Annotated in this window: 12 protein-coding genes; 8 read left to right on the top strand and 4 right to left on the bottom strand. The window is 72.3% G+C overall.

The annotated features are described in order from the left end of the window. Positions 1–175 precede the first annotated feature (175 nt). Positions 176–499, bottom strand: coding sequence for a DUF2087 domain-containing protein (locus BLU27_RS21175; protein WP_241827543.1), 324 nt, complete (start codon positions 497–499; stop codon positions 176–178). Between the two features lie 129 nt (positions 500–628). On the opposite strand from BLU27_RS21175, the gene BLU27_RS21170 reads away from it, so the two are divergent. After that, positions 629–1,456: a 3-hydroxybutyrate dehydrogenase gene (locus BLU27_RS21170; RefSeq protein WP_092655411.1), complete on the top strand. Its 828-nt coding sequence runs from the start codon at positions 629–631 to the stop codon at positions 1,454–1,456. A 37-nt stretch (positions 1,457–1,493) separates the two neighbouring features. Next, positions 1,494–2,057 carry a GNAT family N-acetyltransferase gene (locus BLU27_RS21165; RefSeq protein ID WP_241827542.1) on the top strand — a complete coding sequence of 188 codons (564 nt, stop codon included), beginning with the start codon at positions 1,494–1,496 and terminating at the stop codon, positions 2,055–2,057. 8 nt (positions 2,058–2,065) lie between these two features. On the opposite strand, the gene BLU27_RS21160 is transcribed toward BLU27_RS21165, so the two are convergent. Together BLU27_RS21160 and BLU27_RS21155 are read right to left on the bottom strand one after the other, a co-directional pair. Beyond that, complete coding sequence (locus BLU27_RS21160; protein WP_092655407.1) at positions 2,066–3,592, bottom strand: helix-turn-helix domain-containing protein; 1,527 nt, start codon at positions 3,590–3,592, stop codon at positions 2,066–2,068. A 121-nt stretch (positions 3,593–3,713) separates the two neighbouring features. Next, entirely contained in the window at positions 3,714–4,775 is a 1,062-nt protein-coding gene (locus BLU27_RS21155) for an aminotransferase class V-fold PLP-dependent enzyme (protein WP_092655405.1), read from the bottom strand. 248 nt (positions 4,776–5,023) lie between these two features. Here BLU27_RS21155 and ald point away from each other — a divergent pair, with 248 nt between their 5' ends. The 6 genes from ald (at position 5,024) to BLU27_RS21125 (ending at position 11,178) form a co-directional block, all read left to right on the top strand. Further along, the gene (gene ald, locus BLU27_RS21150) at positions 5,024–6,139 is read left to right on the top strand and encodes an alanine dehydrogenase (RefSeq protein WP_092655404.1); all 1,116 of its coding nucleotides are present in this window, start codon (positions 5,024–5,026) and stop codon (positions 6,137–6,139) included. Position 6,140: 1 nt separating this feature from the next. After that, positions 6,141–7,070, top strand: coding sequence for a site-specific tyrosine recombinase XerD (gene xerD / locus BLU27_RS21145; RefSeq protein ID WP_092655402.1), 930 nt, complete (start codon positions 6,141–6,143; stop codon positions 7,068–7,070). A gap of 431 nt (positions 7,071–7,501) precedes the next feature. Continuing rightward, on the top strand, positions 7,502–8,476 hold the full coding sequence (locus BLU27_RS21140) for a ParA family protein (protein ID WP_092657964.1): 975 nt from the start codon (positions 7,502–7,504) through the stop codon (positions 8,474–8,476). A 38-nt stretch (positions 8,477–8,514) separates the two neighbouring features. Beyond that, complete coding sequence (locus BLU27_RS21135; protein WP_092655400.1) at positions 8,515–9,447, top strand: segregation and condensation protein A; 933 nt, start codon at positions 8,515–8,517, stop codon at positions 9,445–9,447. Further along, on the top strand, positions 9,444–10,451 hold the full coding sequence (gene scpB, locus BLU27_RS21130) for an SMC-Scp complex subunit ScpB (RefSeq protein WP_092655398.1): 1,008 nt from the start codon (positions 9,444–9,446) through the stop codon (positions 10,449–10,451). The genes BLU27_RS21135 and scpB overlap by 4 nt, the downstream gene beginning before the upstream one ends. After that, positions 10,444–11,178, top strand: a complete 735-nt coding sequence (locus BLU27_RS21125) for a pseudouridine synthase (protein ID WP_092655396.1) — start codon at positions 10,444–10,446, stop codon at positions 11,176–11,178. Before scpB ends, BLU27_RS21125 begins: the two co-directional genes overlap by 8 nt. A gap of 18 nt (positions 11,179–11,196) precedes the next feature. On the opposite strand, the gene BLU27_RS30935 is transcribed toward BLU27_RS21125, so the two are convergent. Next, positions 11,197–13,881 carry a PEP/pyruvate-binding domain-containing protein gene (locus BLU27_RS30935; protein WP_092655395.1) on the bottom strand — a complete coding sequence of 895 codons (2,685 nt, stop codon included), beginning with the start codon at positions 13,879–13,881 and terminating at the stop codon, positions 11,197–11,199. Between the last annotated feature and the right edge of the window lie 84 nt (positions 13,882–13,965).

Here is a 13,965-nt window from a genome sequence, read left to right as displayed (position 1 = left end):
CGCCTTCCCCTGGTTTCGGTGGGTGCTTCGGGTGAGCCGCCGTCCTAGGACCGGTCACGCCGGGAGGAAGACTGCCCCGGCCGCCGAGACTCATCGCCGCCGACACGCCGGACCAGGCCGTCGCTGCGGGTTCCGTCCGGGCAGTCAGGGCGGCCACGAGGCATGGAGGGCGTGCTCAGGGGCGGACGGTGCCGCCGCACCGCCAGTAGACGGCGTGGTTGTCACGGGCGAGCAGACCCTCGTCGACGAGGTACCTCCGCAGCGCCGCCTGGTCGTCGTACACCCGAAGCAAGGTCTCGTTGACGACGTGTTCGGGGTAACGGACGCCGGGCTCGAACAGCTGAGCCACGTGGTCCAGCAGCAGCCGGCGCCGGCCCGCCTTTGCGGGCATCGCGGTGATCCGTCCTTCGCGGACGAAGGCACGGAACAGCTTCTCGGTGTGGGGATCGGCGTCGGCGGGGAGGGCCAATCCGTCGTCGGTCGTCGGTTCGGATCCCACGAGGTACCTCCTTCCGGCCACTGACGGTACGACGTCCAGCCGTCGGCCGGCGCGACACCCCAAACGCGCATGCCGGGCCCCGCCCACCGGCCGGGACCCCGCCGGCGTACGGACGTACGGTAGGTCGGCATGACCGACACCACTCCCGCCTCGACACCAGCCGGCACAGCAAGGACGGCGCCTGCTGCAGACGGCGGCATCGACCTGTCCGGCCGGACGGCCGTGGTCACCGGCGGCGCCAGCGGCATCGGCCGGGCCTGCGTCCACCGGCTCGCCCGCGCCGGCGCCCACGTGGTCGTGCTGGACCTCGACGCCGACGGTGCCGCCGCGGTGGCTGCCGAGGTGGGCGGGCAGGCGCACACGGTCGACCTCGGCGATCCGGCCGGACTGGAGGTCCTCGAGCGGCTGGACGCGCTCGGTGATGCCGACATCCTGGTCAACAACGCTGGCCTGCAGCACGTCGCGCCGGTGGAGGAGTTCCCGGTGGAGAAGTTCGCGCTGATCCAGCGGGTGATGCTCGAGGCGCCGTTCCGGCTGGCGCGGCTCGTCCTCCCGGGCATGTACGCGCGGGGGTGGGGACGGCTGGTGCACGTCTCCTCCGCGCACGGCCAGCGGGCGTCGGCGTACAAGTCGGCCTACGTCGCGGCCAAGCACGGCCTGGAAGGCCTGTCGAAGGTACTCGCACTGGAGGCCGCCGGGCGCGGAGTCACGTCCAACACGATCTGCCCGGGGTACGTCCGGACGCCGCTGGTGGAGAAGCAGCTCGCCGCCCAGGCGCAGGCGCACGGCGTGGAGGAGGAGCAGGTGCTGGAGGAGGTGCTCCTCGCCCGCACGCCGCTCAAGCGCCTGGTCGAACCCGACGAGGTGGCCGAACTGGTGGCATTCGTGTGCGGACCCGCCACCACGTCCCTGACCGGCGCCGCGCTCACCCTCGACGGCGGCTGGACCGCCTCCTGACCCTCTGCCTCGGACGCGCACACGTAGGGTTCCCCGGGTGTCCTCGCGTCCCGATGTGGCTCTGCGCCCCCTGGAGCTGACCGACTGGCCCGCCGTCCACTCCTGGTCCAGCCTGCCCGAGGTCTGCCGGTACCAGCCGTGGGGACCCAACTCCGAGTCCGACGCGGAGGAGTTCGTCAGGGCGGCGGTGGACGCGTGGTCCGCGCGTCCCCGGCTGCGCGAGCCGTACGCCGCGGTGGTCGACGGCGAGGTGTTCGGTATGGGCGAGCTCCGCCTCGGCGAGCCGGCCCTGCACCGGCAGGGCACGATCTCCTACGTCGTCCACCCCAGGGCGTGGCGACGCGGTGTGGGTACGGGTATCGGCGCGGGCCTGCTGCGGATCGGGTTCGCCGAACGCGGTCTGCACCGGATCGCCGCCACCTGCGACCCGCGCAACGCGGGTTCCGCCGCGGTCCTGCGCCGGCTCGGCATGACGTACGAGGGCAGGCTCCGGCACACCATGGTGCTGCGCGACGGGTGGCGGGACTCCGAGACGTTCAGCATCCTCGAGCACGAGTGGCGCGGCGGGCCGGCCACGGACGACGCGGCCGGCCCCGCCTGACGACCGACCTAGATGTCGCGGAACGACTCGATCTGCGCGCCGAGTTGGTTGAGGCGTTCGGCGAGGTCCTCGTACCCGCGGTTGATGACGTAGATGTTGCGCAGCACCGACGTGCCCTTGGCGGCGAGCATCGCCAGCAGAATGCACACCGCGGGGCGCAGCGCCGGCGGGCAGATGACCTCCGTGCCCGACCAGTGGGTCGGCCCGTCGACGTAGATCCGGTGCGGGTCGGCCAGCCGGACCCGGCCGCCGAGCTTGTTCAGCTCGGTGAGGTGGATCGCGCGGTTCTCGTACACCCAGTCGTGGATCAGCGTGGTGCCGTTGGCCGTTGCGGCGATCACCGCGAAGAACGGCACGTTGTCGATGTTCAGGCCGGGGAACGGCATCGGGTGGATCTTGTCGATCGGCGCCCGCAGCGTGGACGGGAAGACGGTCACGTCGACCAGCCGCGTCCGGCCGTTGTGGGAGGCGTACTCCTCGCTGCGGGTGAAGTGCAGGCCCATCTCCTCCAGGTGGGCCAGCTCGATCTCCATGAACTCGATGGGTACCCGCCGGACGGTGAGCTCGGAGGCGGTGACGATCGCCGCGGTGATCAGGCTCATCGCCTCGATCGGGTCCTCCGAGGGCGCGTAGTCGACGTCACGGTCGATTGTCGGCACCCCGTGCACGGTGAGGGTGGTGGTGCCGACGCCCTCGATGCGGACACCGAGCTCGGCCAGGAAGAAGCAGAGGTCCTGGACCATGTAGTTGGGGCTGGCGTTGCGGATGACGGTGACGCCGTCGTGGCGGGCCGCGGCGAGCAGGGCGTTCTCGGTCACGGTGTCGCCGCGCTCGGTCAGCACGATGGCGCCGGGGGAGACGGTGCGGTCGACCTCGGCGTGGTAGAACCCGGAGGTCGCCTTCACCTCCAGGCCGAACTTGCGCAACGCCACCATGTGCGGCTCGACGGTGCGGGTGCCGAGGTCGCAACCACCGGCGTACGGCAGTTGGAAGCGGTCCTCGCGGTGCATGAGCGGCCCGAGGAACATCAGCACGCTTCGGGTACGCCGGGCGGCCGCGACGTCCATGCCGTCCAGGTCGAGGGTGGCGGGCGGGACGATCTCCAGGTCGTTGTTCTCGTTCAGCCAGCGGGTGCGGACGCCGATGCTGTGCAGGACCTCGAGGATGCGGTTGACCTCCTCGATCCGGGCCACCTGGCGCAGCGTCGTCCGGCCGTGGTTGAGCAGGGACGCGCACAGCAGCGCCACGCAGGCGTTCTTGCTGGTCTTCACGTCGATGCTGCCGGAGAGCTGACGGCCACCGACCACCCGCAGGTGCATGGGTCCGGACCTGCCGAGCGACACGATCTCGCTGTCGAGCGCGTCGCCGATGCGGGCCAGCATCTCCAGGCTGAGGTTCTGGTGGCCGCGCTCGATCCGGTTGATGGCGCTCTGGCTGGTGCCCAACGTCTCGGCGAGCTGGGCCTGCGTCCAGCCGCGGTGCTGGCGCGCGTCCCGGATCAGCGTGCCGATGCGGCGTAGGTAGTCCTCGGTCATGGGGCGAGACCGTATCTCACATGTGATGTTGCTGCATGGCTGGCTTCGGCGTGTCGCGGTATGAACTGCCTCACGCTCGGCTGGACATTGCGGCTCGTGATGTCGCCCGGCGTCGGTAGCTTCACCGCGACGATCTGCCAGCGCTGACGGGCCGAAGCGCCTCGACCGCCCGATCAACGTCGTCCTCGGTGGAGTAGAGGTGGAACGATACGCGCACCCGGCCGTTCCGCAAGCCGGCTCGAATCCCGGCAGCCGTGAGCCGCTCGTCCCCGCCGGGGAGTTCGGCCGACACGATCGCCGAGTCGCCCGCGGGCAGGCCGAGTCCCTCGCGGAACCTGTTCGCCAGCCTGACGTCGTGGTCGTGCACGCGGCCGACGCCCAGGTCGAGCAGGAGATCCAGGGCGGGCGCGGCGCCCACGTAACTGAACCACGCGGGTGAGACGTCGAACCTGCGCGCGTCCCGCGCCAGCCGCAGCGGCGGGCCGTAGAACGACGACGCCACGTCCTGTCCGGCGAACCAGCCGGCCTGGATCGGGCGCAGCCGCTCGCGGACCGACGGCGCGAGGTAGCCGAACGCCGCACCGCGCGGCGCCATCAGCCACTTGTACGCCGAGGCCACCACCACGTCGGCGCGGGTCCACGCGCGGGGCAGCCAGCCGGCCGCCTGACTGGCGTCGACGACCACCAGCGCACCGGCGTCGTGGGCCACCTCGACCAGCCGGTCGAACTCGGCCACCTGCCCGGTAGCCGACTGGACCGCGCTGAACGCGACCACCGTGGTCCGCCGGTCGACGGACTGGACGAGCTCCTCGACCGGCACCGTCACCACCTCCACGCCGCGGTCGGCGTGCACCATCCAGGGAAACAGGTTCGACGTGAACTCCACGTCCGGAACGACCACCCGCGACCCCGCGGGGAGGGCGGCGGCGACCGGCGCCAGCAGGCCGGACGTCGTACTGCCGATCGCGACGTCCGCGGCCGGGGCGCCCACCAGCCGGGCGAACCCCTCCCGGGCACGCTGGGTGGCGTCGTGCCACGGCTCGGAGCCTGTCGTGCCGCGCCGCCACCCCTCCAGCGCCGACTGAAGGGCGTCCCAGGCCGGGCGGGGAGGGAGGCCGAAACTGGCGGTGTTCAGCCAGCCGGGCTCGGCGTCGAACAGATCCTGGGCGGTGGCGATGTCCATTGCCCCATCCTGCCCACGGCGGTCCGTCGCCCTGCCGTCGCCACGGCCGGCCGGTCCCTGCGAGATCGGGGCCGGTCCCCGCGGGATCGGGGAACACCAGGCGCCACGCCTGTGGACGCGACGCTGTGCCCACCCCGCCAGGTTTACACTCGCCCCGCCGCGACAGTGCTCCCAGTCCGGTCGGCGGTGTACGGGCGGTACGGCAACGGAGCCGGGCCGCGTGAGCCAGCGGAAGGCAACGAGCGACCGTGAAGATCGGTGTCCCCAAGGAAGTCAAGACCCACGAGTACCGTGTCGCGCTGACCCCGGCGGGTGCGCACGAGCTGGTCCGCCACGGTCACCGGGTGGTGGTCGAACGCGGTGCGGGGGAGGGGTCGTCGATCCCGGACCAGGAGTTCGAGCGGGCGGGCGCCGAGATCATCGACAGTGCCGACGACGTGTGGGCCGAGAGCGATCTCGTACTCAAGGTGAAGGAGCCGATCGCCTCGGAGTACGCCCGGCTCCGCAAGGGCCAGGTGCTGTTCACCTACCTCCACCTCGCGGCTTCCCGGCAGCTCACCACCGCGCTGCTGGAGTCCGGGGTCACCGCGATCGCGTACGAGACGGTGCAGTTGCCCGACGGCTCGCTCCCGCTGCTGGCGCCGATGAGCGAGGTGGCCGGTCGCCTGGCACCGCAGGTCGGGGCGTACCACCTGATGAGCCAGGGCGGCGGGCGCGGCATTCTGATGGGCGGTGTCTCGGGCGTGTACGCCGCCAAGGTCGTGGTGATCGGCGCCGGGGTGGCCGGGCTGAACGCCGCCGCCATCGCGCTCGGCATGCAGGCCGAGGTCCTGCTGCTGGACAAGAACATCGAACGCCTCCGCCAGGCCGACCGGGTCTACCGCGGCCACCTGCAGACCGTGGCGTCCAACGCCTACGAGGTGGAGCGGGCGATCCTGGACGCCGACCTGGTCATCGGCGCCGTCCTGGTCCCGGGTGCCAAGGCGCCGACGCTGGTCAGCACCGAACAGGTGTCGCGGATGAAGTCGGGCAGCGTGCTGGTGGACATCTCCATCGACCAGGGCGGCTGCTTCGAGGACTCCCGGCCCACCACGCACGACGAGCCCACCTACCGCGTGCACGAGTCGGTGTTCTACTGCGTGGCGAACATGCCCGGGGCGGTGCCGCACACCTCGACGTACGCCCTGACCAACGTCACGCTGCCCTACGTCCTCGAACTCGCCGACCGGGGATGGCAGGAGGCCAGCCGGGCCGATCTCGCCCTCGGCCTGGGGCTGAACGCCCACGAGGGGCAGCTGGTCAACGCCGCCGTCGCGGAGGCGCACGGCCTTCCGCACACCGACTTCGCCGCGGTGGTGGCCTGAGGTGAGCGCCACGGGGGTGGAGCGGGCGGTCACCGGCTACCTCAACCACCTCAGCGTCGAACGCGGGCTGGCGGCCAACACGCTGGCGTCCTACCGCCGGGACCTGCGCCGGTACGCGGAGTTCCTGGCCGCGAGGGGGCTGGACCGGGCCGACCGGATCGGGCCCGCCGACGTCAGCGCCTTCCTCGTCCGGTTGCGGGAGGGCGACCCAGACCACCCGCCGCTCGGCGCGAGTTCGGCGGCGCGGACCGTCGTCGCCGTACGGGGGTTCCACAAGTTCGCGCACCGGGAGGGGCTGACGGGGGACGACCCGGCCCGGGAGGTGCGGCCGCCGGTGCCGCCGCGCCGGCTGCCGAAGGCGCTGCCGGTCGCGGACGTCGAACGCATCCTGGAGGCGTCCGGCGCCGGCGACACCCCGCTGGCGCTGCGCGACCGCGCGCTGCTCGAACTGCTCTACGGCACCGGCGCGCGCATCTCCGAGGCGGTCGGGCTGGACGTCGACGACCTCGACCTGGACGCCGGTGCGGTGCTGCTGCGAGGCAAGGGCGGGAAGGAGCGGATCGTGCCGGTCGGTTCGTACGCCGCCCGGGCCGTCACCGCCTACCAGGTGCGGGCCCGGCCGGCGCTCGCCGCCGGCGGCAAGGGCACTCCCGCGCTGTTCCTCAACGCCCGCGGCGGCAGGCTGTCCCGGCAGAGTGCGTGGACGGTCCTGCGGCACGCCGCCGAACGCGCGAACGTGCCCGCGGAGGTGTCGCCGCACACGCTCCGGCACTCCTTCGCGACCCATCTGCTCGACGGCGGCGCGGACGTCCGGGTGGTGCAGGAACTCCTCGGGCACGCGTCGGTGACGACCACGCAGGTCTACACACTCGTCACCGTCGACAAGCTGCGTGAGGTGTATGCCGCGACACACCCCCGTGCGCGGGCGTGAAAAGGCAGGGTTGGCACTACGGTCTTGTGCAGTACGGCGCATGTGCCGCCGGGATCGCTCGAGGACCGGCGGCGGGTCGGTGCCCCTGGCCTCCCCGCCGGGTTCACCGGCAGGTGAGACTAGAGTTCCCAACCGCAGAGTCGCTGCCCGAGAATGTGGGCCCGACGTGGCAGGAGGTTACGCGAGCCGTGAACGACTCGACGAACGGTGCCGGAACCGAATCTGCCCAGCAGTCGTACGAGCCTGCGCGGCAGTCGGAGCGGCCTGCGCAGGACCAGCCGTTCCGGCAGGAGTGGGAGACCACACCGCCGGCGGCGACCAGCCCCACGATCGACCCCGAGCCCGCGCCTGGCGTCGCTCCGGTGATCGACCCCTCCACTCCCTCGGACCCCTCGGTGGTGCCGCCGCCGGTCGAGCCGACGGCGCCGTCCGTGCCGGTCGAACCCCCCGGGCCTGCTGAGCCCGTCGTACCCGCCGTACCCACCGAGCCCGTCGTCGACCCCGCGGAGCCGGCCGAGACCGACGAACCCGACCTCACGCCGGTCGCACCCGCACCGGCCGGCGACGAGGCCAGGTCGTCCTCGCCCAGGCCGCGCCCGCAGTTCCCCGATCCGCCGCCGCTGGAGAGCCACGGACCGGCCCGCATCATCGCGATCGTCAACCAGAAGGGTGGCGTCGGCAAGACGACCACCGCGATCAACCTCGGTGCGTCGCTGGCCGAGCTCGGCCGCCGGGTGCTGCTGGTCGACTTCGACCCGCAGGCCTCGCTGACGATCGGGCTCGGCATCGACCCGCTGGCGCTGGAAGCCACGACGTACGACATGGTCATCGACCGCGACGTGACCGCCGAGGACATCCGGGTCAAGACCGCGGTCGACGGCATGGACCTGCTGCCGTCGGACATCTCGCTGTCCGGTGCGGAGATCCAGCTCGTCAGCGAGGTCGCCCGCGAGACCACGCTGGCCCGCCAGTTGGAGGCACTGCGTCCGGAGTACGACCTGATCCTGATCGACTGCCAGCCGTCACTCGGCCTGCTCACCGTCAACGCACTGACCGCCGCCGACGGCGTGATCATCCCGCTGGAGTGTGAGTACTTCGCCCTGCGCGGGCTCGGCTTCCTCGTCGACAAGACGATCAAGACCGTCCAGGAACGCATCAACCCGCGGCTGAGGATCGAGGGCATCCTCGCCACGATGTTCGACATGCGGACGCTGCACGCCCGGGAGATCCTGGAGGAGGTCGTCGGACGGTTCGGTGAGACGGTGTTCCACACCGTGATCTCCCGCACGGTCCGCTTCCCCGAGACCAACAAGCTGGGCGAGCCGATCACCACGTATGCGCCGAACAGCGTCGCCGCCGAGGCCTACCGTCAGCTCGCCCGCGAGCTGGTCGGCCGGCTCGGCTGATCCGGCTGTCCCGGCTGACCACCACCGCACAGACCTACGTGACCGACCACGTGAGCGTGCCCGGAGACGAACCCGCGCGGGCCGAGGAGGAGCCGGCGCCGGCGATCGGCCGGAGGAACACGTTCACCGTCCGGCTGGAAAACTTCGAGGGCCCGTTCGACCTGCTGCTCGGGCTGATCTCCAAGCACAAGCTGGACGTCACCGAGGTCGCGCTGTCGGTGGTGACCGACGAGTTCATCGCCTACATCCGGGCGAAGGGCCCGGAGTGGGACCTCGACCAGACCACGGAGTTCCTGCTCGTCGCGTCCACGCTGCTCGACCTCAAGGCGGCCCGGCTGCTGCCGCAGGGAGAGGTCGAGGACGAGGAGGACCTCGCGCTGCTGGAAGCCCGGGACCTGCTGTTCGCCCGGCTGCTGCAGTACCGCGCGTACAAGCAGGTGGGCGGGCTGCTGGCGGAGCGCATGACGCGGGAGGCGCGCCGGTTCCCGCGTGCCGTCGGGCTGGAGGACCGCTTCGCCAAGCTGCTGCCCGAGGTGCTGATCGGCCTGGGAGTCGACGACTTCGCCCGGCTCGCCGCCCGGGCGATGCGCCCGCGTCCGGAGCCGGTGGTGTCGCTGACGCACATCCACGCGCCCCGGGTCAGCGTGCGGGAGCAGGGCGCCATCCTGGTCGAACGCCTGCGGCGGATACGCTCGACGACGTTCCGGGCGCTGGTGGCCGACTCGCCCAACGTCGTGACGACGATCGCGCGGTTCCTCGCCCTGCTGGAACTCTTCCGTGAGGGCGCGGTGACCTTCGAGCAGGCCGAGGCCCTGGCCGAGCTGACCGTGCGCTGGGCCGGAAGCGACGAGGGTGCGGTCACGGTCAGCGACGAGTTCGACGAGCAGGACGGCGGCGGCGAGCAGGACGGCGGCGGGCAGGAGCCAGGCGACGAACAGGCTGAGCCGGATTCGACAGGAGACAGCACATGAGCGGTGCCGACGACGCGCCCGAGGTCGAGCGCCCGGCGCCGTCCGTCGAGGAGTACGAACCGACCGAGCCGACCGACCAGGCCGAGGTCGAGAGCGAGGAGCCGACCGAGCAGGCCGAGGTCGAGGGCGAGGAGCCGACCGAGCAGGCCGAGCCGACCCAGCCGACGGGAACGGACGAGCCGGTCCCGTCCGCCGAGGAAGCCGGCGAGCAGGCCGAGGAGACCCTCGACGTGGTCGTACCCGGTGACCTGCACGGACCGATCGAGGCGATCCTGTTGATCGTCGACGAGCCGCTGTCACCGGTCACCCTGGCGCAGGTTCTCGGGCGGCCGCGCCCCGACATCGACGAGGCCCTGCGCGCCCTGTCGGCCGAGTACACCCAGCAGGAACGCGGGTTCGACCTGCGCGAGGTCGCGGGTGGCTGGCGGCTCTACACCCGGGAGGAGTACGCCGACGTCGTGCAGCGGTTCGTGCTGGACGGGCAGCAGGCCAAGCTCACCCAGGCCGCGCTGGAGACCCTGGCGGTCGTCGCGTACAAGCAGCCGGTGAGCCGAGCGCGCGTGTCGGCGATCCGCGGCGTCAACTGCGACGGCGTGATGCGCACGCTGGTGACGCGGGGGCTGGTCGAGGAGGCCGGCGCGGAGGGGGAGAGCAACGCGACGCTCTACCGCACGACCTCGTACTTCCTCGAACGCCTCGGCATCCGGTCGCTGGAGGAGTTGCCGGACCTCGCGCCGTACCTCCCGGACATCGACGAGATGGAAGCCGAGCAGGTGAGCACGCCCGCCGAGGTCGCGCCGTCGGTTCCCGCGCAGATGCCGTTGGGCGGCACGGAGGATGAGGTCGAGCCGGCCGTACGGCCCGAGACGGATCCGCCGGTGGGGGACGAGCCGGCGGAGGAAGGCGACGCCGACGCGGAGCCCGAGACCGACGGGGGGCCCGGGGCCACCGCGGCCCACCAGGATGACGTGAGTACGGAGCGGAGGACGGACGCCGATGGGTGAGTCCGAAGGCGTTCGGCTGCAGAAGGTGCTCGCCCAGGCCGGGGTCGGCAGCCGGCGGGCCGCCGAGGAACTCATCGTCGACGGCCGGGTCGAGGTGAACGGCCAGGTGGTGACGACCCTCGGCACCCGGGTCGACCCGACCCGCGACTCCGTACGCGTGGACGGCAGGCGGATCGCGGTGGACGAGACCAAGGTCTACCTCGTCCTGAACAAGCCGCGCGGCGTGGTCAGCACGATGAGCGACCCGCAGGGCCGCCGGTGCCTCGGGGACCTCGTTCGCGACCGGCCGGAACGGCTGTTCCACGTCGGCCGGCTGGACACCGACACCGAGGGGCTGATCCTGCTGGTCAACGACGGGGAGTTCGCCCACCGGCTGGCCCACCCGTCGTACGGCGTGCAGAAGACCTACGTAGCCGAGGTTCCCGGGCCGGTGCCCGCCCGGGTCGGCCGGGCGCTGCGGGAGGGCGTCGAACTCGAGGACGGCCCGGCGCGGGCGGACGCGTTCCGTGTCGTGCATCAGTCGGGCGGCAAGGCCATGGTGGAGATCGTCATCCACGAGGGCCGCAAGCACATCGTCCGGCGGATGCTCGCCGAGGTCGGGCACCCGGTCCGCCGGCTCGCGCGGACGTCCCTCGGCCCGGTGAAGCTCGGCGACCTCGCCCCCGGACAGGTCCGGCCGCTCAGCCAGCAGGAGCTCGGCATTCTCCTGGACACCGTCGAGCTCTGACCCGCCCGCGGGCCGCCGCTACCTCGGCGCGGCCTGCAGTACCTCGACGGTCCCGTGCTCGCCGTCCACCCGGATCCGGTCGCCGCTGCGCAGCCGGACGGTGGCGTTGCCGGTGCCGACCACGGCCGGGATGCCGAGTTCGCGGGCGACGATCGCGGCGTGCGACAGCGGCGCCCCGATGTCGGTGACCACCGCGGCGGCACGCGGGAACAGCGGGGTCCAGCCGACGTTGGTGACGGACGTGACGAGAATCTCGCCGGGCCGTAGCTCCGCGCCGTTCTCGGGGCCGGCGATGACGCGGGCGACGCCTTCCACGACTCCGGCCGCCCCGGCGAACCCGGTCACCGTCTCGGCCACCGGAGCGTGCTCGGCCGTCGCGTCGTACAGGTCGACCCGGCGGTCCGGGTCGGCTGCCCAGCGCTCCGGGTCGAAGGCGCCGCGGATCAGCGTGGGATACGCCGGCAGCGCGCGATAGCGGTCGTACGCCGCCCGGCGCGCCGGCACCGCCGCCAGTGGAGGGTCGTCGCCGTCGAGGAGCCGGCAGATCTCCCGGATGTCGCAGAAGAACAGGTCGTCGCCGCGGCCGGTCAGCTCGCCGGCGCGCTGGACGAAGATCCGCATCGCCCAGAACGCCCGGATCACCTCCGACCGGGCGGCCTCGCGTGCCCGGGCGGCGTGCGCCGCGCGGTCGACGCGGCGCCGCAGAGCGGCGAGTTCGCGCGGCCGGAGCCGGGAGCGCAGTCGTTCCCAGGCCGCCTCGCGGGCCCGTTGCTGCCGGGCGAGCAGGTCGGTCGCGTCCTCCGGGGCGCCGGCCATCGCCGCGAGCTCCCGGTCGAGCCAGCCGGGGTCCTCGGCCGGGCGTGGCGCCGACACCTCGAACTCGTGCGGCCCGCGGTGGCCCCACTGCCGGAGGTAGGTGTCCCGGTCGAGCTGCCCGCGGCGTACCTGTGCCAACCCGACCAGCGGGCCGAGGCTGGCAAGCTCGCCGCCCGCGGTGTGCAGCCCGGTGAGCAGGGCGTTCGCGTCGCCCTCGCCGGCCACCTCGCGGACGCGGGCGGCGATCGTCGCCAGCGCGTTGCCGTCCATCCGGGACCCCGCGGCCAGCATCCGGCTGGTGTCACGAAGATACGGCTCGCCCTCGGCGTCCCACACCTTCGCCAGCGCCGCCGCGGTGTCCGCGGCTCTGATCGCGGCGGTGACCCGTTCGAAGCGGGCGGGTGCGTCGGCGACCATGGCCTGGAAGTTCTTCTGGTAGGCACGCAGCCGGCGGTAGAACGGCACGACCTCGCCGAGCACGCTCCGGACCAGCCGCCAGCGCGAGAGCGGCAGCATCGGGATCGTGACGCCGTCCGGGATCCGGCCGAAGACCTCCGGGACACTGGCGTAGAACAGCCTCGACATGCCGAACGCCTGGGCGGAGGCCGCGGCGACGCTGAGGTTGAGGTAGAACCTGCCGCCGATGTTTCCGGACAGCGGGTGCTCCCCGACGGCCGACAGCGCCATCGTGTCGGCCATGAAGATGCGGATGAGCGACCAGGTGCAGGGCGTCATCACGTCCGGGATCGCCTCGCCGAGATTGCCCGACGTCCACAGGTAGTCGCCGCGCAGGCTGTCGTTCCACTGCTCGCCTGCGGTGGTCGGCCGGTCGGTGGGCCGATCTGTGGATCGTTCGGCTGACAGCCCCGTGGGCAGCCCGGTGACCGGACGGGCCTGGACGAGGAAGAACCGTCCGTCGTACCGGGCCCACTCGACGTCCATCGGGCAGCCGAAGAGTTCCTCGACGCCGACGCCGAGCCGGGCAAGCTCGCCGGCCTGCCGGTCGTCCAGTACCGGCGCGTTCCGGAGGCTCGGCGGTACGGGTTCCTCGCGCGTGCCCTGCTCGGTGCGTACGGTGCGTACGGACTTGTCGCCGGTGTCGCGGCGCGCCACGGCGAAGGTCTCCCGCTCGACCAGCAGCGAGTCGGGGGTGACCTGGCCGCCGACGAGCGGCTCGCCCAGCCCCCAGGTGGCATTGACGTGGATGTACGCCCGGTCGCCGGTCATCGGGTCGACGGTGAAGATCACGCCGGCGGACTCGGCGGGGACGAGTTCCTGCACCACGACGGCGAGGGCGACGGGCTCGGCGGGGATGCCGTGCCGGATCCGGTACGCGATCGCGCGGGCGGTCCACAGCGAGGCCCAGCAGCGGCGTATCGCGTCGAGTACGGTATCGCGGCCACGGATGTTCAGGTAGGTGTCCTGTTGCCCGGCGAACGACATCCCCGGCAGGTCCTCCGCGGTGGCCGACGAACGGACCGCGACCGGGAGTTCGCCGTCGTCGAGACTCGCGTACGCCTGCTCGATCGGCTCGGCGACCTCGGCCGGTACGACGCCCTCGGCGAACAGCCGGCCGATCTTCTGCGCCGCCTCCTCACATCGCTCCGGCTGGTCGGCACGCAGCCCGGACACGGCGGCGAGAATCTGGTCCTGTCGGCCGTCCCGGCCGACGAAGGCGCGATACGCGGCCGTCGTCACCTGGAAGCCGGGCGGCACCGGCAGGCCCGCGCGGGCGAGGCGGGCCAGGGACGCGCCCTTGCCGCCGACCTCGGCGATGCCGGCGGCGGGGTGGTCGAGAGGGACGACGTACGAGAGATCGGTCCCGGCTGGTGCGGAGAGGTCGGCCCGGTCGGTGGGGCCGGCCTGGTCGGTCGGATCGGCGTTCACCGGAACAGTGCTCCCTTCGTGGAGCTTCCAGCGTGCGCGACGCACGGAGTGATTGACCAAATGAACCAATACGGTCAAAGAGGA

This window comes from Actinopolymorpha singaporensis (assembly GCF_900104745.1).
Taxonomy (GTDB): domain Bacteria; phylum Actinomycetota; class Actinomycetes; order Propionibacteriales; family Actinopolymorphaceae; genus Actinopolymorpha; species Actinopolymorpha singaporensis.
Note: the sequence above shows the minus strand (reverse complement) of the source record. Positions and strands in the feature narration are given on the sequence as shown.